17 protein-coding genes are annotated in these 22,286 nt (G+C 73.0%); 13 read left to right on the forward strand and 4 right to left on the reverse strand.

Annotated features, from left to right (window positions below):
- The first annotated feature begins 9 nt into the window (after positions 1 to 9).
- Both QSK45_RS21290 and thpR read left to right on the forward strand, forming a co-directional pair.
- Complete coding sequence (locus QSK45_RS21290; protein WP_285559214.1) at positions 10 to 1,359, forward strand: MFS transporter; 1,350 nt, start codon at positions 10 to 12, stop codon at positions 1,357 to 1,359.
- A gap of 318 nt (positions 1,360 to 1,677) precedes the next feature.
- Positions 1,678 to 2,250 carry an RNA 2',3'-cyclic phosphodiesterase gene (thpR, locus tag QSK45_RS21295; protein WP_285559216.1) on the forward strand — a complete coding sequence of 191 codons (573 nt, stop codon included), beginning with the start codon at positions 1,678 to 1,680 and terminating at the stop codon, positions 2,248 to 2,250.
- A gap of 159 nt (positions 2,251 to 2,409) precedes the next feature.
- Here thpR and QSK45_RS21300 read toward each other — a convergent pair whose 3' ends face one another.
- Together QSK45_RS21300 and QSK45_RS21305 are read right to left on the reverse strand one after the other, a co-directional pair.
- Positions 2,410 to 3,402 carry an aldo/keto reductase gene (locus tag QSK45_RS21300; protein ID WP_285559218.1) on the reverse strand — a complete coding sequence of 331 codons (993 nt, stop codon included), beginning with the start codon at positions 3,400 to 3,402 and terminating at the stop codon, positions 2,410 to 2,412.
- A gap of 126 nt (positions 3,403 to 3,528) precedes the next feature.
- A complete protein-coding gene (locus QSK45_RS21305; protein ID WP_285559220.1) occupies positions 3,529 to 4,212 on the reverse strand; it encodes a GDSL-type esterase/lipase family protein in 684 nt (227 codons plus the stop codon).
- 112 nt (positions 4,213 to 4,324) lie between these two features.
- On the opposite strand from QSK45_RS21305, the gene QSK45_RS21310 reads away from it, so the two are divergent.
- Together QSK45_RS21310 and QSK45_RS21315 are read left to right on the forward strand one after the other, a co-directional pair.
- Positions 4,325 to 5,293: a WD40 repeat domain-containing protein gene (locus QSK45_RS21310; protein WP_285559222.1), complete on the forward strand. Its 969-nt coding sequence runs from the start codon at positions 4,325 to 4,327 to the stop codon at positions 5,291 to 5,293.
- A 133-nt stretch (positions 5,294 to 5,426) separates the two neighbouring features.
- Positions 5,427 to 6,341: an RpnC/YadD family protein gene (locus QSK45_RS21315; RefSeq protein WP_285559224.1), complete on the forward strand. Its 915-nt coding sequence runs from the start codon at positions 5,427 to 5,429 to the stop codon at positions 6,339 to 6,341.
- Between the two features lie 56 nt (positions 6,342 to 6,397).
- On the opposite strand, the gene serC is transcribed toward QSK45_RS21315, so the two are convergent.
- A complete protein-coding gene (gene serC, locus QSK45_RS21320) occupies positions 6,398 to 7,516 on the reverse strand; it encodes a phosphoserine transaminase (protein ID WP_285559227.1) in 1,119 nt (372 codons plus the stop codon).
- A 269-nt stretch (positions 7,517 to 7,785) separates the two neighbouring features.
- Here serC and QSK45_RS21325 point away from each other — a divergent pair, with 269 nt between their 5' ends.
- The 3 genes from QSK45_RS21325 to QSK45_RS21335 all read left to right on the forward strand — a co-directional run bounded on the left by QSK45_RS21325 (position 7,786) and on the right by QSK45_RS21335 (position 12,997).
- Positions 7,786 to 10,695 (forward strand): FAD-binding and (Fe-S)-binding domain-containing protein, encoded by a 2,910-nt coding sequence (locus QSK45_RS21325; RefSeq protein WP_285559229.1) that lies wholly within the window; start codon positions 7,786 to 7,788, stop codon positions 10,693 to 10,695.
- A gap of 67 nt (positions 10,696 to 10,762) precedes the next feature.
- Entirely contained in the window at positions 10,763 to 11,884 is a 1,122-nt protein-coding gene (locus QSK45_RS21330) for a lipid II:glycine glycyltransferase FemX (protein ID WP_285559231.1), read from the forward strand.
- A gap of 174 nt (positions 11,885 to 12,058) precedes the next feature.
- Positions 12,059 to 12,997, forward strand: coding sequence for an EamA family transporter (locus tag QSK45_RS21335; RefSeq protein ID WP_285559233.1), 939 nt, complete (start codon positions 12,059 to 12,061; stop codon positions 12,995 to 12,997).
- Between the two features lie 60 nt (positions 12,998 to 13,057).
- Here the strand turns inward: QSK45_RS21335 and QSK45_RS38580 are convergent, their stop codons facing one another.
- Positions 13,058 to 13,231, reverse strand: coding sequence for a hypothetical protein (locus QSK45_RS38580; protein ID WP_490993596.1), 174 nt, complete (start codon positions 13,229 to 13,231; stop codon positions 13,058 to 13,060).
- Between the two features lie 168 nt (positions 13,232 to 13,399).
- Here QSK45_RS38580 and QSK45_RS21345 point away from each other — a divergent pair, with 168 nt between their 5' ends.
- The 6 genes from QSK45_RS21345 (at position 13,400) to QSK45_RS21370 (ending at position 22,286) form a co-directional block, all read left to right on the forward strand.
- The gene (locus QSK45_RS21345) at positions 13,400 to 14,611 is read left to right on the forward strand and encodes a polysaccharide pyruvyl transferase family protein (protein WP_285559235.1); all 1,212 of its coding nucleotides are present in this window, start codon (positions 13,400 to 13,402) and stop codon (positions 14,609 to 14,611) included.
- A 498-nt stretch (positions 14,612 to 15,109) separates the two neighbouring features.
- The gene (locus QSK45_RS21350; RefSeq protein WP_285559237.1) at positions 15,110 to 15,928 is read left to right on the forward strand and encodes a TIGR03084 family metal-binding protein; all 819 of its coding nucleotides are present in this window, start codon (positions 15,110 to 15,112) and stop codon (positions 15,926 to 15,928) included.
- Positions 15,925 to 17,601: an acyclic terpene utilization AtuA family protein gene (locus tag QSK45_RS21355; RefSeq protein WP_285559238.1), complete on the forward strand. Its 1,677-nt coding sequence runs from the start codon at positions 15,925 to 15,927 to the stop codon at positions 17,599 to 17,601. Before QSK45_RS21350 ends, QSK45_RS21355 begins: the two co-directional genes overlap by 4 nt.
- Positions 17,598 to 19,196: an acyl-CoA carboxylase subunit beta gene (locus QSK45_RS21360; RefSeq protein WP_285559241.1), complete on the forward strand. Its 1,599-nt coding sequence runs from the start codon at positions 17,598 to 17,600 to the stop codon at positions 19,194 to 19,196. The genes QSK45_RS21355 and QSK45_RS21360 overlap by 4 nt, the downstream gene beginning before the upstream one ends.
- Before the next feature lie 5 nt (positions 19,197 to 19,201).
- On the forward strand, positions 19,202 to 21,043 hold the full coding sequence (locus QSK45_RS21365; RefSeq protein WP_285559243.1) for an acetyl/propionyl/methylcrotonyl-CoA carboxylase subunit alpha: 1,842 nt from the start codon (positions 19,202 to 19,204) through the stop codon (positions 21,041 to 21,043).
- An 82-nt stretch (positions 21,044 to 21,125) separates the two neighbouring features.
- Positions 21,126 to 22,286: an acyl-CoA dehydrogenase family protein gene (locus tag QSK45_RS21370; protein WP_285559245.1), complete on the forward strand. Its 1,161-nt coding sequence runs from the start codon at positions 21,126 to 21,128 to the stop codon at positions 22,284 to 22,286.

Consider the following 22,286-nt stretch of genomic DNA (forward strand, 5'->3'; position numbering starts at 1 on the left):
CGAACCCCTTTGAGTACGGGATCCGGAACACTTTCCGCCCCCGCACCGACCGCCCCTACCACACCCGCCCGCACCTCCTCGATGTTCAGCTCGCTGAAGGTCAGGAACTACCGCCTCTTCTTCCTCGGCCAGGTCGTCTCCAACACGGGCACCTGGATGCAGCGCATCGCCCAGGACTGGCTCGTCCTGAGCCTCACCGGATCCTCCGCGGCCGTCGGCATCACGACGGCCCTGCAGTTCCTGCCGATGCTCCTGTTCGGTCTCTACGGCGGGGTCCTCGTCGACCGGCTGCCCAAGCGCCCGGCGCTGCTGGTCACCCAGTCCGCGATGGCCCTCAGCGGTCTCGCGCTCGCGGCGCTGACCCTCTCCGGCCACGTCCAGGTCGGCCACGTCTACCTCGCCGCGTTCTTCGTCGGACTCGCCACGGTGGTCGACAACCCCGCCCGGCAGTCCTTCGTCTCCGAGATGGTCGGACCCGACCAGCTGCACAACGCGGTCAGCCTCAACTCCGCGAACTTCCAGTCCGCGCGCCTCGTCGGCCCCGCCGTCGCCGGCCTCATGATCACCGGCGTGGGCACCGGCTGGGCGTTCCTCGCCAACGGCCTGTCCTTCGCCGCGCCGATCGCCGGCCTGCTCCTGATGCGCGCCCGCGAGCTGTACCCGGTCAAGCGCACCCCGCGCGCCAAGGGCCAGCTGCGGGAGGGCCTCCAGTACGTCGCCGGGCGTCCGGAACTGATCTGGCCCGTCGTCCTCGTCGGCTTCATCGGGACCTTCGGCTTCAACTTCCCGGTGTGGCTGTCCGCCTTCGCCGGCAACGTCTTCCACGTGGGCGCCGGCGGCTACAGCGTCCTCAACACCCTGATGGCGTCGGGCTCCCTCGGCGGCGCCCTGCTGGCCGCCCGCCGCGGCTCGGCCCGGATGCGGCTGCTGATCGTCGCCGCGCTCACCTTCGGGGCGCTGGAGGTCGTGGCCTCGCTGGCCCCCTCGTACTGGCTGTTCGCCCTGCTGATGGTGCCGATCGGGATCTGCGGCCTCACGGTCAACGTGACCGCGAACACCACCGTGCAGATGGCCACCGACCCGGCCATGCGCGGCCGTGTGATGTCCCTGTTCATGATGGTCTTCATGGGGGGCACGCCGCTCGGCGCCCCGATCATCGGCTGGATCACCGACACCTACGGCGCCCGCGCCGGCTTCGCCCTCGGCGGCGTCGTCTCCGCGCTCGCGGCCGGTGTCATCGGCCTGGTCCTGGCCCGCATCGGCGGCCTGCGCCTGTCGGTGGGCTGGCACCGGGGCGCGCCGCGCCTGCGGTTCGTGCCGCGGGAGCGGGAGCGGGAGCGGCTCGCGACGGCGGCGTGAGCGCCCCAGGCTGTCGCCGGGGGTGCCGACCACCCGCCGGGCCGGCACCCGTCCCGGCCGTTCGTCCGCACCGTGGGTGTGCGCCTCGGTGCGGACGAGGCCGTTCCTGCCGTGGCCGACTCCACGGCCTTGGAGGCCGCCGACCGGGGCCCGGTGCCCCACCGCCGGGTACGGCCCCGGGTCACCGGCCACCCCACGGAGCCGTCCGGCACGGTGAGGACCAGGGTGCGCCGCCGGGCCGCCCGCGCGGACGGTGACCGCCATGGCGGTCGTTCCGCCCGGCCGTCCTCACGGCGGTGTCTCTGGGATCGTGAGGGCATGAGACTCTTCGCCGCAGTGCTGCCGCCGGAGGACGCCATCGCCGAACTGGCCGTGGAAGTCGAGCGGTTGCGTCGGCTGCCGGGCGCCGACGGGCTGCGCTGGACGGGCCGCCCCGGCTGGCACTTCACCCTCGCGTTCTACGGCGAGGTCGCCGACGACGTCGTACCCGACCTCTCGGCCCGCCTGGCCCGTGCGGCCCGGCGCACCGCCCCCTTCGAGCTGGCCCTGTCCGGCGGCGGCCAGTTCGGCCGCGGCCGCGCGCTGTGGACCGGCGCGTCCGGCGACGTGGCCGCGCTGCGCCTGCTGGCGGACCGGGCGGAGGCGGCGGGCCGCAAGGCGGGCCTGCGGATGGAGGAGCACCGCCACTACCGGGCCCACCTCACGCTGGCGCGCGGCCGGGAGCCGGTGGACGTACGACCGTACGTGGAACTGCTCCGCGGGTTCGCGGGCCGGAGCTGGCGGGTGAGCGAGCTGGCGCTGGTGCGGAGCAACCTGCCGGGGTCGGGGGTCCGGGGGGAGCGGCCGCGGTACGAGGCGGTCGGGCGATGGGTGTGCGCGGCGTCCGGTTAGGCTCGATGTGTGGACCCGAAAACCCGGAACCGGATCATGGCCGGTGCGCTCGTTCTCATGTTGGTGGTCGTTGCCGTGGCGGCGGCTGTCAGGTAGCGGCCGGTTCGTGTGCCCGGGGCGCGGGGCGTGAGGTCCCGCGCCCCGGGCACCGCACCTCTCTCACCAGGCGAAGGCCTCCGGGGACGGACCCGGGCCCGGGAAGATCTCTTCCAGACCGGCCAGCAGCTCGTCGCCCAGTTCCAGCTCCACGGCGCGCAGCGCCGACCGGAGCTGCTCGGCCGTGCGCGGGCCGACGATCGGGCCGGTGACGCCGGGGCGGGTGAGGAGCCAGGCCAGGGCCGTCTCGCCGGGTTCCAGGCCGTGCTTGTCGAGCAGGTCCTCGTAGGACTGGATCCGCGCGCGGGCGGCCGGGTCGGCGAGGGTGTCCGCGGCGCGCCCGGAGGCGCGGCGCCCGCCCTGCACCTCCTTCTTGATCACACCGCCGAGCAGCCCGCCGTGCAGCGGGGACCAGGGGATGACGCCGAGGCCGTACTCCCGCGCGGCCGGGATGACCTCCATCTCGGCGCGGCGCTCGGCGAGGTTGTACAGGCACTGCTCGCTGACGAGGCCGAGGGAGCCGCCGCGGCGGGCGGCGGTCTCGTTGGCCTGGGCGATCTTGTAGCCGGGGAAGTTGGAGGAGCCGGCGTAGAGGATCTTGCCCTGCTGGACGAGGGCGTCGACGGCCTGCCAGATCTCGTCGAAGGGGGTGTTCCGGTCGATGTGATGGAACTGGTAGAGATCGATGTGGTCCGTGCGCAGCCGCCTGAGGCTGGCGTCCACCGCGCGCCGTATGTTCAGGGCGGAGAGCTTGTCGTGGTTCGGCCAGGCCTCGCCGTCGGCGGCCATGTTGGCGTAGACCTTGGTGGCGATGACGACCTTGTCGCGACGGTCACCCCCCTTGGCGAACCAGTTGCCGATGATCGACTCGGTCCGCCCCTTGTTCTCCCCCCACCCGTACACATTCGCGGTGTCGAAGAAGTTGATGCCCGCGTCCAGCGCGGCGTCCATGATCGCGTGGCTGTCGGCTTCGTCCGTCTGCGGCCCGAAGTTCATCGTCCCGAGGACCAGCCGGCTGACCTTGAGTCCCGTACGTCCAAGCTGCGTGTACTTCATGGCTCCCAGCCAACGGCTTGGAGTGAACTCAAGGCAAGGACCGGTCAGTCGCGAGGGAACTCGCCCGTACCGGGCGTGAGGCCGGGGGACTTGGCCGCACGGTGACGGCAACACGCCGGAATCCGGTCAGGCAGTTCCAGCCGCGTACGCCTGCCCGATTCCCCACGCCTCCCGCATCGCCCCCGCGAACGCCTCCGCGATCTTGTGTTCGCCGCTCGTGTTGGGGTGGGTGCCGTCGTACGTGTCGACGTGGATGTCGTACGACGCGGGCGGCGAGGTCAGCAGGAGGGGGGAGCACGGCTCGTCCAGGTCGGCGACGGCCTTGGCGAGCAGGTCGTTGAAGAGGCCGACCTGTTCGGCGAAGGGCGCGTCGGACTCGGCGCGGACGTTCGGGATCACCGGTAGCAGGACCATGCGGACGCGCGGGTCGGCGGCGCGGGCGGCGGCGATGAAGGCGCGGACGTTCCCGGCGGTCTGCTCGGCGTTGGTGTAGAAGCCGAGGTCGATGAGGCCGAGGGAGACGAGCAGGACGTCCGGCCGGCAGGCGCTGATCGCGTCGCCGATCAGCGGGGCCATGTGCAGCCAGCCCTCGCCCCAGCCCGCGAGGTGGGCGCGGGGGAAGTCGGGGTCGGCGTACGCGAGGGACGTCGGGGCGTCGGTCTGCTTGTCGTACAGCGTCTCGCGCGGGCCGACGAGCGTGACGGCGGGGTCGTACGTACCGCGAAGGAGCCGCCACAGTCGGTAACGCCATGTGTGTTCGCCCGCGCTCCCGATCGTCATGGAGTCGCCCACGGGCATGAACCTGAGCATCCGATCATCATGGATGATCGGTGCCGCGGGTGGGATGTGAGGCCCGCCACGCGGAGGCGCGGGCGCGGTGACCCGAAGGGCGAACACCCGGCGCGAATGGCAGGCTTGGGGGATGCGCCGACCGTTCGCCGTCCTTGCCGCCGTCCTGCTCGCGGGCGCCTGCGCGCTGCCCGCGTCCGCCGCGGAGGGCGCCGGGGACACGGGATTCACGATCAGGGACCCGAGGATCACGGAGTCCAGCGGCCTGGCCGCGTCCCACCTGCACCCGGGCATCTACTGGACGCACAACGACAGCGGCGACGGCCCGTACATCTACGCCGTGGACGGCGCGACCGGCAGGACGGTGGCCCGGGTGACGCTGCGGGGCGTGGGCACCCCGCGCGACGTCGAGGCGATCTCGATCGGGCCGCACGACGAGATCTACGTCGGCGACATCGGCGACAACTACGACGGCCGCTGGCCCTACGTGTGGATCTACCGCCTCCCCGAGCCGAAGGTCCTCCGGGACCAGACGGTCACGGCCACCCAGTACGTCGTGAAGTACTCCGACGGCCCCCGCAACGCCGAGTCGATGGTCGTCCACCCCCGGACCGGCCGGGTCTACATCATCGACAAGAAGGAGGACGGCGGCCACCTCTACGAGGGCCCCGCCGACCTCTCCACCACCGGCGCCAACATCTTCAGGCCGGTCGCCCCCGTCGACCTCTGGGCCACCGACGCCACCTTCTCCCCGGACGGCGACCACCTCGCCGTCCGGGGCTACCTCGGCGGCATCTACTACTCCTGGAACAACGCCCGCCTTCGGCGCCTCTCCACGCTCGACGTCCCCCTCCAGGGCCAGGGCGAGGGCATCACCTACTCGGCCGACGGCACCAAGCTGTTGTACAGCAGCGAGGGCGCCGACAGCGCGGTGGTCGCGAAGGACGCCCCGGACGGCCCGAAGTCCTCCCCGTCCCCCGGAGCCGGCTCCTCGGCCAACCCGGTGACCGGCGGCTCGAACGTCACACTGGGCGCGGTGGCGCTCGTCGCCGTGGTGGCGGCCCTGCTCGGCGTGGGACGGCTGCGACGGCGCAACGGGTGAGCCGACCGGACGAGGGCGAGGCGCGCCGGGGCCCCAGCCCTGCGGGCATATTCCCACGGAATATTCACCCGTCCGGTGGACTTCGCCGCCGTAGGGCAGCGCGGGTCGCGCTCGCGTAACTACGTTCCTTCGTATGGTCAGTTCGCCGCACGACACCCTGCACCAGATCTTCCGCAAGGAGCCGGACCTTTTCGCCCGGCTCCTGCCGCGGGCGGGCATCGCGTTTCCCGACTACGCCTCGATCGAGCCCCTGAACACCGACCTCACCGAGATCAGACCGCTGGAACGGCGGGTCGACAGCCTCTTCCGAGTGCGCACGGTCGGTGACGAGGGTGGCTTTCTACTCGCGGTCGAGTCACAGGGCAGGCCGGACCCGGACAAGCACAACAGCTGGACGTACTACTTGGCGTACATGTACGCCAAGTACCGGCTCCCGCCCGTCCTTTTGGTGGTGTGCCAGGACAAGGCGACGGCGTCATGGGCGGCGGAACCCATCAGCGTCGGAAGCGGATTCCACACCAGCATGCAGGTCTTCCCCCTGGTGCTGGGGCCGAAGACCCTGCCTGCGATCACGGATGCGGAGGAAGCGGCGAAGGACGTTCCCGCCACCGCGTTCTCCGTGCTCGCCCACGCCAAGGATCCGGGTCTTCTTGCGATACTGGACGAGGTCGGGCCGGTGGTGGGCCCCCACCAGGACTGGGCGGAAATCATCGAGGTGGGACTGGGCGAGGGCCCGGCCCGTGACTACTGGAGGAAGTTGATGGCCACGTACACCCCGATCTTCCCCGGCAACAACACCGTGATGGAGGAGGCGTGGCGCAAGGTTCATGCCGACGGTGAGGCCAAGGGGGAGGCCAAGGGGGAGGCCAAGGCCGTTCTCCGGGTCCTCGGCGCACGGGGTATCGAGGTTTCCGAGTCCGTCCGGGAGCGTGTCATGGCCTGTGCCCGGTTGGAGATGCTGGAGACCTGGCTCGACCGGTCCCTGACCGTGGCAAGCGCCGAGGAGCTGTTCGCCGGGGACGGAGAGCGGGGCAGCGGGTCCGTCTGACGACGGGGGGCGCCCGGCGGATCCGCCGGGCGCCCCTCACCGTCGTACCCGAGGCGTCAGAGCTTCTCGATGACGTAGTCGATGCACTTCGTCAGGGCCTCGACATCCGCCGGGTCGATCGCCGGGAACATGGCGACGCGCAGCTGGTTGCGGCCGAGCTTGCGGTAGGGCTCCGTGTCGACGATGCCGTTGGCGCGCAGGACCTTGGCGACGGCGGCGGCGTCGATGTCGTCGGAGAAGTCGATGGTGCCGATGACCGCGGAGCGCTTCGCCGGGTCGGTGACGAAGGGGCTGGCGAACTTGACGTCCTCGGCCCAGTTGTACAGCGTGCGCGCGGACGTGGCGGTGCGGCGGACCGCGAAGTCCAGGCCGCCCTGGCCGTTGAGCCACTCGAGCTGCTGGTTGAGCAGGAAGAGCGTGGCGAGGGCCGGGGTGTTGTACGTCTGGTTCTTGCGGGAGTTGTCGATCGCCGTGGGCAGCGAGAAGAACTCCGGGACGTGGCGGCCCGACGCGTGGATCCGCTCCGCGCGCTCGATCGCGGCCGGGGAGAAGACGCCGATCCACAGCCCGCCGTCGGAGGCGAAGGACTTCTGCGGGGCGAAGTAGTACACGTCGGTCTCGGCGATGTCGACCGGCAGGCCGCCAGCGCCGGAGGTCGCGTCCACCAGGACGAGGGAACCCTCGTCGGCGCCGGCCACCCGCTGGATGGGCATGGCGACACCGGTGGACGTCTCGTTGTGGGTGAAGGCGTACACGTCGACGCCCGCCTCGGCCCGCGCCTCCGGGTGGGTGCCCGGGTCGGTGGAGATCACCGTCGGCTCGGCCAGCCAGGGCGCGAGCTTCGCGGCCTTGGCGAACTTGGAGGAGAACTCGCCGAAGCTGAGGTGCTGGGACTTGCTCTCGATCAGTCCGTGGGTGGCGATGTCCCAGAAGGCGGTGGAGCCGCCGTTGCCGAGGACGACCTCGTAGCCCTCGGGGAGGGAGAACAGCTCGGAGATCCCCTCGCGGACCTTACCGACCAGGTTCTTGACGGGCGCCTGGCGGTGGGAGGTGCCGAGCAGGGAGCTTCCGGTGGCGGCGAGGGCGTCGAGCGCCTCGGTCCGCACCTTGGAGGGGCCCGCGCCGAAACGTCCGTCGGCGGGCTTGATGTCAGCGGGAATCTGGATGTCGGCCACGACTCGGAGGGTATCCGGTGGGCGAAACGGGACGGAACCGTGTCCGTCGGATGAGACAAGAACGCCAGCACACGGACTTGTCGTGTCGTACGACGATGACGCGTGAGCTTGTATGACGATCGGGGCGAGGCTGTGGATAACTCGCGATGACGGTCGGTGATCGGATGCATCCTGGGCGCATGACGGATCGGATGGGCCGGATGGGCCGGATGGGCCCGGCAGGGTGGTCGGGCCGGGCGGGGCGGACGGGTCGGGCGAGGGCGGGAGAGATGGATCGGGTCACGCGTGTCGAGACGGAACTGCGCGCGCGTCTCCGCGGCGAGGTCCGCTTCGACACCGCCGCCCGCGCGCTCATGACCATGGACGCCTCCAACTACCGGCGCGTCCCCGCCGGAGTGGTCGCCCCGCGGGACGCCGAGGACGTGGCGGCGGTCCTCGACGTGTGCCGGGCGCACGGGGTGCCCGTCGTGGCGCGCGGCGGGGGTACGTCGATCGCCGGACAGGCCACCGGCACAGGCGTCGTACTGGATTTCACGCGCCACATGAACGGCCTTCTGGAACTGGACCCGGGCTCGCGCACGGCGCTCGTGCAGCCCGGCCTGGTCCTCGACAGCCTCCAGCGCGCCGCCGCCCCGCACGGCCTGCGCTTCGGCCCCGATCCGTCCACACACAGCCGCTGCACCCTCGGTGGCATGATCGGCAACAACTCCTGCGGCTCCCATTCGGTGGCCTGGGGGACGACCGCCGACAACATCGCGGAGCTGGCCGTGCTCACCGCGCGCGGCCGGTCGCTGCGACTCGGACCGGAGTGGGCCGGCGCGCCCGAGGGGCTGCGGGAGCTGGCACAGGGCGAGCTGGCCCGGCTGCGCACCGGCTTCCCGGACCTGCCCCGCCGGATCTCCGGGTACGCGCTGGACGCGCTGCTGCCCGAGAAGGGCGCCGACGTGGCCCGCTCCTTCTGCGGCTCCGAGGGCACGCTCGGCATCCTCACCGAGGCGGTGGTGCGCCTGGTCGAGGCACCGCGCGCCCGCGCGCTGGCGGTGCTGGGGTACGGCGACGAGAGCGCCGCCGCTGAGGCCGCCGCCGGTCTGCTGCCGCACGGCCCGCTGACGGTGGAGGGCATGGCCGCCGACCTGGTACCCCCGGGAGCGGGGCTGGCCGAGGGCGGTGCCTGGCTCTTCGTGGAGACGGGCGGACACACGCCGGCGCAGGCGCGTGCCCGTGCCGAGGCGATCGTCCGCGCGGCCGATGTCGTGGACGCCCTCGTGGTCACCGACCTCGCCGCGCAGCGCACGCTCTGGCGCATCCGCGAGGACGCGAGCGGTACGGCCACGCGGATGCCGGACGGCTCGGAGGCATGGCCCGGCTGGGAGGACTGCGCGGTGCCGCCCGCCCGGCTCGGCGCCTACCTGCGCGACTTCCGCGCCCTGCTGTCCGCCCACGGCCTGCGCGGCACCCCCTACGGCCACTTCGGCGACGGCTGCATCCACGTCCGCATCGACTTCGACCTGCTCACCAAGGCCGGCGTCGGCCGTTTCCGGCTCTTCTCGCAGGAGCTGGCCGACCTGGTCGTGGCGCACGGCGGCTCGCTGTCCGGGGAGCACGGCGACGGCCAGGCCCGCGCCGAGCTGCTGCCGCGGATGTACGGCGCCGAGACGGTGCGGCTCTTCGAGCGCGCCAAGGCCGTCTGGGACCCGGACGACCTGCTCAACCCCGGCATGCTGGTCCGCCCAGCCCCGCTCGACGCAAACCTGCGCTTCGCGGTGCTGCCGGGCGAGCCCGTGGACGTGGCCTTCGGCTACCCGGCCGACGGCGGCGACTTCCGCGCGGCCGTCCGCCGCTGCGTCGGCGTGGCCAAGTGCCGTACGGCCACGGCGGCCGGCCCCGCCGTGATGTGCCCGTCCTTCCGGGCGACCGGCGAGGAGGAGCACTCCACCCGGGGCCGGGCCCGGCTGCTGCACGAGATGCTGGCGGGGGAGCTGATCACCGACGGCTGGCGGTCCCCCGAGGTCCGCGACGCCCTCGACCTGTGCCTCTCCTGCAAGGGCTGTCGCACGGACTGCCCGGTCGGCGTGGACATGGCCACCTACAAGGCCGAGTTCCTGTACCACCACTACGCCGGTCGCCGCCGCCCCGCCGCCCACTACAGCATGGGCCGCCTTCCCGAGTGGCTGCGCTGGATCGCCCGCACGCGTACGGCTCCCCTGCTGAACGCGCTCGCCTCCGTCCCGCCCCTGGCGGCCGCCGCGAAACGCCTCGGGGGGATCGCGCCCGAGCGGCGACTTCCCCGGCTCGCCTCGAAGACCTTCACCGGCTGGTGGCGGCGTCGAAAGCCCGCTCGGGCCGGGTCCGCCGGAGACCTGGTGGTCCTCTGGCCGGACACCTTCACCGAGCACCTCTCCCCGTCGGTCGGCCGCGCGGCGGTCCGCGTGCTGGAGGCCGCGGGCCTGCGGGTGACCCTCCCTCCGGCGGCGCCGCCGCGCCGGAGCGCGAAGGCCGCCCACCCGGCCACCCGTACGCGTGCCCCGCTGCTGCCCCGCCGCGTCTGTTGCGGCTTGACGTACCTGTCCACCGGCCAGCTCGACCGCGCCCGCAAGGTGCTGCGCCGCACGCTGGATCTGCTGGAGCCGGTGCTGCGCGCGGGGGTCCCGGTCGTCGTGCTGGAACCGAGCTGCGCGGCGGCTCTGCGCACCGACCTCCCGGAACTTTTGCACGACGACCCCCGCGCGGCCCGGCTCGCCTCCGCCGTCCTCACCTTCGCCGAGGCCCTGGAGCGGCACGCCCCGCACTGGACCCCGCCCGCCGTGGACCGTCCCGTCGCCGGCCAGACCCACTGCCACCAGCACGCGGTGCTCGGCGACGCCCCGGACCGCCGGCTGCGCGAGTCCGCCGGCCTCACCGGGGACCTCTCCGGCGGCTGCTGCGGCCTGGCGGGCGACTTCGGCTTCGAGAAGGGACACTTCGAGGTCTCCCGGGCCTGTGCGGAGGACCAGCTCCTCCCCGCGCTGCGCGAGGCGGCGCCGGAGACGGTGGTCCTGGCCGACGGCTTCTCCTGCCGCACCCAGCTGGAGCAACTGGCCGGGACCCGCGGACGCCACCTGGCGGAGGTGCTGGCCGAGGCGCTGGAGACGGCGCAGAAGGCGAGGACGCCGGACGGGGACACGGGGCAGGGAAGGTGACGGCCCGGCACCCGACGGCTGGTTCCATAGGGTGAGGTGATCAGCGAACCGTGAAGGAGCCACGCCTATGAGCCTCACCGTCCGTCCGGTCACCCGGGCCGAACATCTCGCCTTCGTGGCGGCCCGTCCCTCGGCCAGCCACCTCCAGCTGCCGTCCTGGGGGGATGTGAAGCCGGACTGGCGGGCGGAGAGCCTCGGATGGTTCGAGGCGGACGGACGGCTCGTCGGGGTGGGGCTGGTGCTGCTCAGACCGCTGCCCAAGGTGAAGCGGTACCTGGCGTACCTCCCGGAGGGCCCGGTCATCGACTGGGACGCGCCCGACCTGGAGCGGTGGCTGGACCCGATGCTGGCCCACCTCAAGCGCCTGGGTGCCTTCTCGGTGAAGATGGGACCGCCCGTCGTCGTGCGGCGGTGGAGCCCCGAGGCGGTCAAGGCGGCCATCGCCGACCCGGACGCGCACCGGCTGCGGGACGCGCCGCCGACCTCCGAGGAGCCGGGGGCGCTCGCGCTCGCCGACCGGCTGCGCGGCATGGGCTGGCGGCAGACGGAGCCCGGCGCCGAGGACGGCTTCGCCGCCGGACAGCCCCGGTACGTCTGCCAGGTGCCGTACGCCGGGCGGTCGCTGGAGGACATCCACCGCGGGCTCAACCAGCAGTGGCGGCGCAACATCAAGAAGGCCGAGAAGGCGGGGGTGAAGGTCGTACGGGGAGGCTACGAGGACCTGCCGGCCTTCTACGAGCTGTACGCGGAGACGGCGGAGCGGGACCGTTTCATCCCGCGTCCGCTGTCGTACTTCCAGCGGATGTGGACGGCGCTCACCGCCGAGGACCCCGACCGGATGCGGCTGTACCTCGCGCAGCACGACGCGGAGGTGCTCGCCGCGGCCACGATGCTGATCGTGGGGGGCCATGTCTGGTACTCGTACGGCGCCTCCACCAGCCGCAAGCGGGAGGTGCAGCCCAACAACGCGATGCAGTGGCGCATGATGTGCGACGCCCATGAGCTGGGTGCCCACGTCTACGACTTCCGGGGCATCACCGACACCCTGGAGGAGTCCAACCACCTCCTCGGGCTGCTGCGCTTCAAGGTGGGCGCGGGCGGCGGGGCGGTGGAGTACGTGGGCGAGTGGGACTTCCCGCTGAACCGCCTGCTGCACAAGGCGCTCGATGTGTACATGGCGCGCCGCTGAGGCATCGCCGCCCAGGGGAAGGATCGGCGCATGGGGGCGGCCCGGCATCCGGAAAGGGGTATCTCAGCATCCAGGACAGACCCTAAAACGGTTCACACTCCTGACAGGGTCTCCTATCCTGGACTCCATGGTACAGGGAGCTGTACACGAACCGAGCCGAGCACCGGGACCGCCGTGAGCACCGTCAACACCCCCAGCGCCACCTCCGGGTCGTCCGCGACGACGCCCGTCCCCCCGCGCGGTCCGGGCCGTTTCGGCTCGCTCGGACCGGTCGGACTGGTGCTGGCCGGCGGGGTGTCGGTGCAGTTCGGCGGCGCCCTCGCGGTGACGCTGATGCCAAGGGCCGGCGCGCTGGGCGTGGTGACGCTCAGGCTGGTCGCCGCGGCGGTGGTCCTCCTGCTGTTCTGCCGCCCCCGGCTGCGCGGCCACTCGCGCGCCGACTGGGGCACGGTGATCGCCTTCGGCATCGCCCTGGGCGGCATGAACAGCCTGTTCTACGAGGCGGTGGCCCGCATCCCGCTCGGCCCCGCCGTCACCCTCGAAGTGCTCGGCCCGCTGGCCCTGTCCGTGGTCTCCTCCCGCCGCCTGGTCAACGTGGTGTGGGCGGCGCTCGCCCTGGGGGGCGTGTTCCTGCTCGGCGGCGGGGGCTTCAGCGGGCTGGACCCCGCGGGGGTGGGTTTCGCGCTGGGCGCGGGCGTGATGTGGGCGGCGTACATCGTCTTCAGCGCTCGTACGGGCCGTCGCTTCCCGCAGGCGGACGGGCTGGCGCTGGCCATGGCGGTCGCGGCGCTGCTCGTGCTCCCGCTGGGCATCGCCTCGTCCGGCGGCCGCCTGATCGTGCCCACCACGGTCGGTCTCGGCGCGGCGGTGGCCGTCCTCTCCTCGGTCCTGCCCTACACCCTCGAACTCCTCGCCCTGCGCGACCTTCCCGCCGCCACCTTCGCCATCCTGATGAGCCTCGACCCGGCCCTCGCGGCCACCGCCGGCTTCCTCATCCTCGGCCAGTCCCTCTCCGCCACGGAGGCCGCCGCGATCGCCCTGGTCATCGCGGCGAGCATCGGCGCGGTGCGTACGCAGGTGGGTCGGGCGAAGGCGCCGGTTCCGGAGGCGTGAGGGGTCTCGGTCGCGGGCGGTCGTCGGACCGGAGCGGGCCGGTCACCACGAGCCCGTCGGTCAGCGCAACCGCATCCCGGCGAGCCGGGTCATCAGATCCGGCTCGGCCGGCCGGACGTACCGGAACGGGACGGGACGGAACGGGACGGCCGAGCTGACGGACCGTGCGGCGGTGTCGTACACGTCGAACCTCCGCAGGCCCGCCGAAGGTGCGGGTTCGCCGAAGGTACGCACCGACCGCACTCCCCGCGCCGACGGCGGTGCACCACGCCCGTCCGGGGTGCCGGACCGGCCGGACGGGGAAGGGCGGGCCGCGTCGGGGCCGGGGCGGATGTGTACGTTGGCGGGGAGGGTTCGCGGCGTCCGTCGAGGCGTCGGCTACAGGCAGGGGAATACGAACGCATGGCACGTGTCGCCGTCATCACCGCGCCCAACATCGGTTACCGCAACACCGGGATGCTGACCGTCGACCTGGCCTTCGAGGCGATGCGGCGGCGGACGGGCGACGGGGTCGAGGCGAGCTGGTACACCCTGCACCTGCCGCAGACCGTGCCGCTGCGGGGGCTGCGGACGGGCGTGCGCGGTGCCGAACTCCCCTTCCGGTTCCGGTCGTTGATCGACGAGGTCGACAGCCTCCGCGAGCACGACGCCGTCGTCTTCTGGGGCGACTTCCTGCACACCCGGCACTACCTCGCCCAGGACGCCGCCAACCGCCTCCTCGACTACGGGATCGCAGGCGACCGGGGTGCCGCACGGGCCCTGCTCAACCGGACGCTGCTGCTCGCCGACCAGCCGGACGACCTGCTGGAGCGCACCCTCAGCTACGGCGGCACGATCCTGCACAACACGCAGTCCGACTACGAGGACAAGGAGTACGGCCCCCTGTTCACGCGGCTGATGACGCGCAGCCACCGGGTCTGGGTGCGCGATCCGCTGTCGGCGGCCAAGCTGGCACATCTGCGCGGGGACCGTACGACCGACCACTTCGGTTCGGACGCGGCCCTGCTGAACCGTCCCGGCGACCTCGACCACCTCCCGGTCACCCCCTGGTCCCAGGACCTCCCGGACGGTGGCGCGATCGGGGTGTTCCTCGGCGCACGCACGAGGATCCCCGAGTGGCTGCCCGGCTTCTGCCAACGGCTCGCCGAGCGGTTCGACGCGCCCCTGGAGTGGCTGCCGTGGTTCGAGGGGAACGTCCCGGCGGCGGTCGGCCACCTCCCCACCCGGCCCGGCGCCCCCACCGTCGGCGACCTGCTCGGCGCCCTGCCGCGCTATCGCCTCGTCATCACCGACACCTACCACCTGTGCGTCAACGCCTGGGGCGCCGGCACCCCGGTGGTCTGCGTCGGGGCGCCCGAACCCGTGCCGACGACCGACGACGACTACCTGACGCTCAGCGACGTCAAGAAGCACGTCCTGCACATGGCGTACGACGCGGGCGACTTCTACCTCCCCACGGTTCCCGACACCCCCGAGGGGCACGAGCGGCGGGCCGAGCGGATCGGGCGGCTCGTGGAGGGCGGGGGAGCGGCCGCGGTGGCCGAGCGGATCCGCGAGCACGCCGCGTACTCGGCGCGCTCCTTCACGGAGACCCTCGCCTCGCTCCTGGCCTGACCGGTCGCTTCCCCCGGGCCGCCCCGGGCCGCCCCGGTTCGCTCACGGACCGCCCCGGTTCGCTCACGGGCCGCCCCGGTTCGCTCCCGGCCCGCACCGTTCCGTCTTTCGGCCCGACCGGGCCCCGGCCCCGGATCCCTCCGATCCCGGCCCCGATCCCGGCCTCGGCCCCCTCCGATCCCGGCCCCGATCCCGGCCTCGGCCCGCTCCGGTCCCGGTCCCGTCCACGGCCCCGCGCGCCGACCCCGGCCCCGCGCGCCGACCCCGGCACCATCCCCGCCCCGCCTCCGATCGCCTCCCTACCCGCCCTTGCTCGACCCCGGAACCCTCCCCGACCGGCGCCCCCGGCCCCCCGATCCCCGTCCCAACCGGCGCCCTCGGCCCACCCGACCCCCGCCCCGGCCGCGCCCCGCCCCCCGACCAACCCCCCGGAAGGCCGGCTCAATAAATCATGCAAGCACGCTTGATTGTTTCCAGAGCCACTGCCATGCTCCCCTCATGGCCGACCCGACGCCCGTCATCGACGACCTGCGTGCCGAGAGCGAAGAACTGGACCGGCTGGTGGACCGGTTGGCGCCCGAGCGATGGGCGCTCGCCACCCCCGCGCCCGGCTGGACCGTCGCCCACCAGATCGCCCACCTCGCCTGGACCGACCGCGCCGCGCTGGCCGCCGTCACCGACGCGGACGCGTTCCGCGCACTGGCCATGAAGGCGCTGGCCAGTGGCGGCTCCTTCGTGGACGAGGGGGCCGAGGAGAACGCGGGGCTGCCGCCCGCCGAGCTTCTCGCGACCTGGCGGTCCGGGCGCGACGCGCTCGACCGGGCCCTGCGCTCGGCCGAACCCGGCGCCCGCTTCCCCTGGTTCGGCCCGCCGATGGCCGTGGCCTCCATGGCCACCGCCCGCCTGATGGAGACCTGGGCCCACAGCCTGGACGTCGCCGACGCGCTCGGTGTCGCCCCCACCCCCACCGACCGCCTCCGCCATGTCGCCCGACTCGGCGTCCGGACCCGGGACTTCGCCTACACCGTCCACGGACTCACCCCGCCCGCCGAGGAGTTCCACGTCCGGCTCACCGCGCCCGGCGGGGAGATGTGGGCCTACGGCCCCGAGGACGCCCCGCAGCGCGTCACCGGCCCGGCCCTCGACTTCTGCCTCCTCGTCACCCAGCGGGCGCACCGCGACGACCTCGCCCTGACCGCCGAGGGCCCGGACGCCGACCGCTGGCTGGACATCGCCCAGGCCTTCGCGGGGCCGCCGGGAGGCGGCCGGGAGCCGAGCGGGGCATCAGGAGGCCCGGCGGAGGGGTCCGGCCGGTGAACCCCCTGCGCATAGGAAACTTCTCCGGCTTCTACGGCGACCGTTTCGACGCCCTGCGCGAGATGCTCACCGGCGGCGAACTCGACGTCCTCACCGGCGACTACCTCGCCGAACTGACCATGCTGATCCTCGCCCGCGACCGGCTGAAGGACCCCGGCGCCGGGTACGCCCGCACGTTCCCGCGCCAGTTGGAGGACTGCCTCGGCCTCGTCCGGGAGCACGGGGTGCGGATCGTCACCAACGCGGGCGGGCTCAACCCGGCCGGACTCGCGGCCAGGGTGCGCGAGCTGAGCGACCGGCTCGGCATCCCCCTCCGTGTCGCCCATGTCGAGGGCGACGACCTCACCGCCGCCCACCCCGGCACCCTCGCCGCCCACGCCTACCTCGGCGGCTTCGGCATCGCCGAGTGCCTGCGGGCCGGCGCGGACATCGTCGTCACCGGGCGGGTCACCGACGCGGCCCTCGTCACCGGGCCCGCCGCCGCCCGTTTCGGCTGGGGGCCGGGGGACCTCGACCGGCTCGCCGGAGCCGTCGTCGCCGGACACGTGCTGGAGTGCGGGACGCAGGCGACCGGCGGGAACTACGCGTTCTTCCGGGACGGCGACGTACGGCGCCCCGGCTTCCCGCTCGCCGAGATCCACGCCGACGGCAGCAGCGTCATCACCAAGCACCCCGGCACCGGGGGATTCGTGGACATCGGCACGGTCACCGCCCAGCTGCTCTACGAGACCGGTGGCGCGCGGTACGCCGGGCCCGACGTGACCGCCCGCCTGGACAGCGTCCGGCTGAGCCAGGACGGACCGGACCGGGTGCGGATCGAGGGGGTGCGCGGGGAGGCGCCCCCGCCGACCCTCAAGGTCGGCCTCAACCGGCTCGGCGGCTTCCGCAACGAGGTCGTGTTCGTGCTCACGGGGCTCGACATCGAGGCCAAGGCCGACCTGATCAGGGACCAGCTGGCGCCACAGCTCGCCAAGTCACCGCCCGCGGAGGTCCGTTGGGAACTCGTGCGCACCGACCGCCCCGACGCCGACACCGAGGAGACCGCGAGCGCCCTGCTGCGTCTCGTCGTACGGGACCCTGACCAGCAGGTCGTGGGGCGGGCGCTGAGCGGGGCGGCCATCGAGCTGGCGCTGTCCAGCTACCCCGGGTTCCATGTGCAGGCGCCGCCCGGCAAGGGCGACCCGTACGGGGTCTTCGAGGACGCGTACGTGCCCCAGGAGGGCGTGGCCCACACGGCCGTCCTCCCCGAGGGACGCCCCGTACGGGTTCCCCCGCCGCCCGAGACGCGCCCCCTGGAGGAGGCGCCCCCCGCGGACCTGCCCGCGCCGCTCCCGCCCGGTGCCACCCGCCGCGCCCCCCTCGGTCTCGTCGCCGGCGCCCGCAGCGGGGACAAGGGCGGGAACGCCAACGTGGGGGTCTGGGCCCGCACCGACGAGGCGTGGCGATGGCTCGCGCACGAGCTGACCACCGACAGATTCCGGGAGCTGCTCCCCGAGAGCCGCGAGCTGCCCGTCACCCGCCACCTCCTGCCGGGCCTGCGCGCCCTGAACTTCGTCGTCACCGGCATCCTCGGCGCCGGTGTCGCCTCCCGGCACCGTTTCGACCCGCAGGCCAAGGCCCTCGGCGAATGGCTGCGCTCCCGCCACCTGGACATCCCGGAGGCCCTCCTGTGACCGTCCTCGACACGGCCCTGGACACCCACCACCCCGACTACACGGCCCACCGCGAGGCCATGCTCGCCAAGCTCGCCGAGCTGGCGGCGGAACACGGCAGGGCGCTCGCGGGCGGCGGTGAGAAGTACGTGCAACGGCACCGCGAGCGCGGCAAACTGCTCGCCCGCGAACGCGTCGAGCTGCTCCTCGACCCGGACACCCCGTTCCTGGAGCTGTCCCCGCTGGCCGCCTGGGGCAGCGAGTACACCGTCGGCGCGTCCCTCGTCACCGGTATCGGGGTGGTCGAGGGCGTGGAGTGCCTGATCACCGCGAACGACCCGACCGTGCGCGGCGGCGCCAGCAATCCGTGGAGTCTGAAGAAGGCCCTGCGCGCCAACGACATCGCGCTCGCCAACCGGCTGCCCTGCATCAGCCTGGTGGAGTCGGGCGGGGCCGATCTGCCGTCGCAGAAGGAGATCTTCATCCCCGGCGGCGCCATCTTCCGCGATCTCACGAGGCTTTCGGCCGCAGGTATCCCGACCATCGCGGTCGTCTTCGGCAACTCCACCGCCGGCGGTGCCTACGTCCCCGGCATGTCCGACCACGTGATCATGGTCAAGGAGCGGGCCAAGGTGTTCCTCGGCGGGCCGCCGCTGGTGAAGATGGCCACCGGCGAGGAGAGCGACGACGAGTCCCTGGGCGGCGCCGAGATGCACGCCCGCGTCTCCGGACTCGCCGACTACTTCGCCGTGGACGAGAGGGACGCCCTGCGGCAGGCGCGGCGGGTGGTCGCCAGGCTCGACCACCGCAAGGCGACCGCCGATCCGGACCCGGCAGAGCCGCCCAGGTACGACCCCGAGGAACTGCTCGGCATCGTCCCCGACGACCTCAAGATCCCCTTCGATCCGCGCGAGGTCGTCGCCCGGATCGTGGACGCCTCCGACTTCGACGAGTTCAAACCGCTGTACGGAACCAGCCTGGTGACCGGCTGGGCGGCCCTGCACGGCTACCCGGTCGGCATCCTCGCCAACGCGCGGGGCGTGCTGTTCAGCGAGGAGTCGCAGAAGGCCGCCCAGTTCATCCAGCTCGCCAACCAGCGGGACATCCCGCTGCTCTTCCTGCACAACACCACCGGGTACATGGTCGGCAGGGAGTACGAACAGGGCGGGATCATCAAGCACGGGGCGATGATGATCAACGCGGTGAGCAACAGCCGCGTCCCGCATCTGTCCGTGCTGATGGGCGCGTCGTACGGTGCCGGGCACTACGGCATGTGCGGCCGCGCCTACGACCCCCGCTTCCTGTTCGCCTGGCCCAGCGCCAAGTCCGCCGTCATGGGCCCGCAGCAGCTGGCGGGCGTGCTGTCGATCGTCGCGCGGCAGTCGGCGGCGGCGAAGGGGCAGCCGTACGACGAGGACGCGGACGCGGCCCTGCGCGCCATGGTGGAGCAGCAGATCGAGTCCGAGTCGCTGCCCCTGTTCCTGTCCGGGCGGCTGTACGACGACGGCGTCATCGACCCCCGCGACACCCGCACCGTCCTCGGCCTGTGCCTCTCCGCGATCCACACCGCCCCCTACGAGGGCGCGCGCGGCGGCTTCGGCGTCTTCCGGATGTGAGGTCCATGATCCAGACACTGCTGGTCGCCAACCGGGGCGAGATCGCCTGCCGGATCTTCCGTACCTGCGCCGACCTGGGCATCCGCACGGTCGCCGTGCACTCGGACGCCGACGGGGACGCCCTCCACACCCGCCTGGCGGACACGGCGGTACGGCTGCCGGGCGCGGCCCCCGCCGACACCTATCTGCGCGGCGACCTGATCGTGAAGGCCGCCCTGGCCGCCGGCGCCGACGCCGTGCACCCCGGCTACGGCTTCCTCTCCGAGAACGCGGACTTCGCCCGCGAGGTCCTGGACGCCGGCCTGACCTGGATCGGGCCGTCCCCGGAGGCCATCGAGGCCATGGCCTCCAAGACGCGCGCCAAACGGCTGATGGGCCTGGAACCCCTGGGGGAGGTCACCCAGGGGGACCTCCCGGTGCTGGTGAAGGCGGCGGCGGGCGGCGGGGGGCGCGGGATGCGCGTCGTGCGCCGCCTGGACGAGCTCCAGGCCGCCCTGGAGGGGGCGCGCGCCGAGGCCGCGAGCGCGTTCGGGGACGGCGAGGTCTTCGTGGAGCCGTACATCGAGCACGGCCGCCACATCGAGGTGCAGATCCTCGCCGACACCCACGGCACCGTCTGGCCGCTCGGCACCCGCGACTGCTCCCTCCAGCGCCGCCACCAGAAGGTCGTCGAGGAGGCCCCGGCGCCCGGTCTCCCCGAACGGCTCGCGCGGGAGCTGCGGGCGCTGGCGGTACGCGCCGCCCGCGCCGTCTCCTACGTCGGCGCCGGCACCGTCGAGTTCCTGGTCGCCGAAGGGCGGGCGCACTTCCTGGAGATGAACACCCGCCTCCAGGTGGAACACCCGGTGACCGAGGCGGTGTTCGGGCTCGACCTCGTCGCCGAGCAGATCCGCGTCGCCGAGGGCCACGCCCTGGAGAAGGAGCCGCCCGCCCCGCGCGGCCACGCGATCGAGGCACGCCTCTACGCCGAGGACCCCGCCCGCGACTGGGCCCCGCAGACCGGCACCCTGCACCGGCTCGCCGTACCGTCCGGCGTCCGCCTCGACACCGGGTACACCGACGGCGACACCATCGGCGTCCACTACGACCCGATGCTCGCCAAGCTCGTCGCCCACGCCCCGACCAGGGCGGAGGCGATCCGCCGGCTCGCGGGCGCCCTGGAGGCGGCGGCGGTCCACGGCCCGGTCACCAACCGCGACCTGCTCGTCCGCTCCCTGCGCCACGAGGAGTTCGGGGCCGGTCGCATGGACACCGGCTTCTACGACCGCCACCTCGCCGCCCTCACGACCCCCGCCCCCGACCCCCTCGCCCCGCTGGCCGCCGCCCTCGCCGACGCCCACGGCCGCTCCCGCTTCGGCGGCTGGCGCAACGTGCCCTCCCAGCCGCAGACCAAGCGGTACCGGGTGGCGGGGGAGGAGATCGAGGCGCGCTACCGGCAGACACGGCGGGGCCTCGACGCCGACGGGGTGCGGGTCGTACACGCCGACGCGCGGACCGTCGTCCTCGAAGTGGACGGCGTGCGGCGCAGGTTCCAGGTGGCGCGGTACGGCGACGAGGTCCACGTCAACGCCGAGCGGCTGATCGCGCTGCCCCGCTTCCCCGACCCCGCCGCCCAGCTCGCTCCCGGCTCGCTGGTGGCCCCGATGCCCGGCACGGTCGTACGCGTCGCCGAAGGACTGGCGGAAGGGGCCGCGGTCACCGCCGGCCAGCCCCTGATCTGGCTGGAGGCGATGAAGATGCAGCACCAGATCTCGGCCCCGACCGCGGGAACCCTCGTCTCCTTGCACGCCGAGCCGGGACAGCAGGTGGAGCCCGGCCTGCTGCTGGCGGTGGTGCGGCCGACGTGAACGGACGCGGGGCCGTATCGATGTGCGGCCGCCACCGCGCGAGCGCGAGCAACCCCATACAACCCGCACGCGGAGGAATCGCATGACCACCCTCGTCGAATCCGAAGAGCACAAGGCACTCCGGGCCGCGGTGTCCGCCCTCGGCAACCGCTACGGCCGCGACTACGTCGCCCGCACCCTCGCCGAGGGCAAGCCGCCCACCGAGCTCTGGTCCGAGGCCGGAAAGCTCGGTTACCTCGGCGTCAACCTTCCCGAGGAGTACGGCGGCGGAGGCGGCGGCATCTCCGAACTCTCCATCGTGCTGGAGGAGTTGGGAGCGGCCGGGTCCCCCCTCCTCATGCTCGTCGTGTCCCCCGCCATCTGCGGCACCGTGATCTCCCGCTTCGGCACCGAGGCGCAGAAACGGCAGTGGCTGCCCGGCCTCGCCGACGGCACGAAACTCATGGCCTTCGGCATCACCGAGCCCGACGCCGGTTCCAACAGCCACCGCATCACCACCACCGCCCGTCGCGACGGCACGGACTGGCTGCTCACCGGCCGCAAGGTCTTCATCTCGGGTGTGGACATGGCCGACGCGGTGCTGATCGTCGGCCGCACCGAGGACGCCCGCACCGGACGCCTCAAGCCCTGCCTCTTCATCGTGCCGACGGACGCGCCCGGTTTCGGCAAGCGGCCGATCGACATGGAACTCAAGGCCGCGGAGAAGCAGTTCGAGCTGGTCCTCGACGATGTGCGGCTGTCCGCGGACGCGCTCGTCGGCGACGAGGACGCCGGCCTGCTCCAGCTGTTCGCGGGGCTCAACCCGGAACGCATCATGACGGCCGCGTTCGGGGTCGGGATGGGCCGGTACGCGCTCGGCAGGGCCATCGAGTACGCCCGCGACCGTACCGTCTGGAAGACGCCCATCGGCGCCCACCAGGCGATCGCGCACCCCCTGGCGCAGGCCCACATCGACCTGGAACTGGCCCGGCTGATGATGCAGAAGGCGGCGCACCTCTACGACGCCGGTGACGACATCGGCGCGGGCGAGGCCGCCAACATGGCCAAGTACGCGGCCGGAGAGGCCTGTGTGAAGGCCGTGGACCAGGCCGTGCACACGCTCGGCGGCAACGGGCTCACCCGCGAGTTCGGGCTCGCCTCGCTGGTCACGGCCGCGCGCGTGGCGCGTATCGCGCCGGTGAGCCGGGAAATGATCCTCAACTACGTCTCCCACCAGACCCTGGGTCTGCCCAAGTCGTACTGA

Origin of the sequence: Streptomyces hygroscopicus subsp. hygroscopicus, assembly GCF_030269125.1 — a bacterium.
GTDB classification, from domain to species: Bacteria; Actinomycetota; Actinomycetes; order Streptomycetales; family Streptomycetaceae; genus Streptomyces; species Streptomyces hygroscopicus_C.

Excerpts from the sequence above, each read along its gene's own strand:
- thpR (WP_285559216.1), top strand. The coding sequence starts at position 1,678 with ATGAGACTCTTCGCCGCAGTGCTGCCGCCGGAGGACGCCATCGCCGAA.
- QSK45_RS21300 (WP_285559218.1), bottom strand. The coding sequence starts at position 3,402 with ATGAAGTACACGCAGCTTGGACGTACGGGACTCAAGGTCAGCCGGCTG.
- QSK45_RS21305 (WP_285559220.1), bottom strand. The coding sequence starts at position 4,212 with ATGCTCAGGTTCATGCCCGTGGGCGACTCCATGACGATCGGGAGCGCG.
- QSK45_RS21310 (WP_285559222.1), top strand. The coding sequence starts at position 4,325 with ATGCGCCGACCGTTCGCCGTCCTTGCCGCCGTCCTGCTCGCGGGCGCC.
- QSK45_RS21315 (WP_285559224.1), top strand. The coding sequence starts at position 5,427 with ATGGTCAGTTCGCCGCACGACACCCTGCACCAGATCTTCCGCAAGGAG.
- QSK45_RS21325 (WP_285559229.1), top strand. The coding sequence starts at position 7,786 with ATGGATCGGGTCACGCGTGTCGAGACGGAACTGCGCGCGCGTCTCCGC.
- QSK45_RS21330 (WP_285559231.1), top strand. The coding sequence starts at position 10,763 with ATGAGCCTCACCGTCCGTCCGGTCACCCGGGCCGAACATCTCGCCTTC.
- QSK45_RS21345 (WP_285559235.1), top strand. The coding sequence starts at position 13,400 with ATGGCACGTGTCGCCGTCATCACCGCGCCCAACATCGGTTACCGCAAC.
- QSK45_RS21350 (WP_285559237.1), top strand. The coding sequence starts at position 15,110 with ATGGCCGACCCGACGCCCGTCATCGACGACCTGCGTGCCGAGAGCGAA.
- QSK45_RS21365 (WP_285559243.1), top strand. The coding sequence starts at position 19,202 with ATGATCCAGACACTGCTGGTCGCCAACCGGGGCGAGATCGCCTGCCGG.
- QSK45_RS21370 (WP_285559245.1), top strand. The coding sequence starts at position 21,126 with ATGACCACCCTCGTCGAATCCGAAGAGCACAAGGCACTCCGGGCCGCG.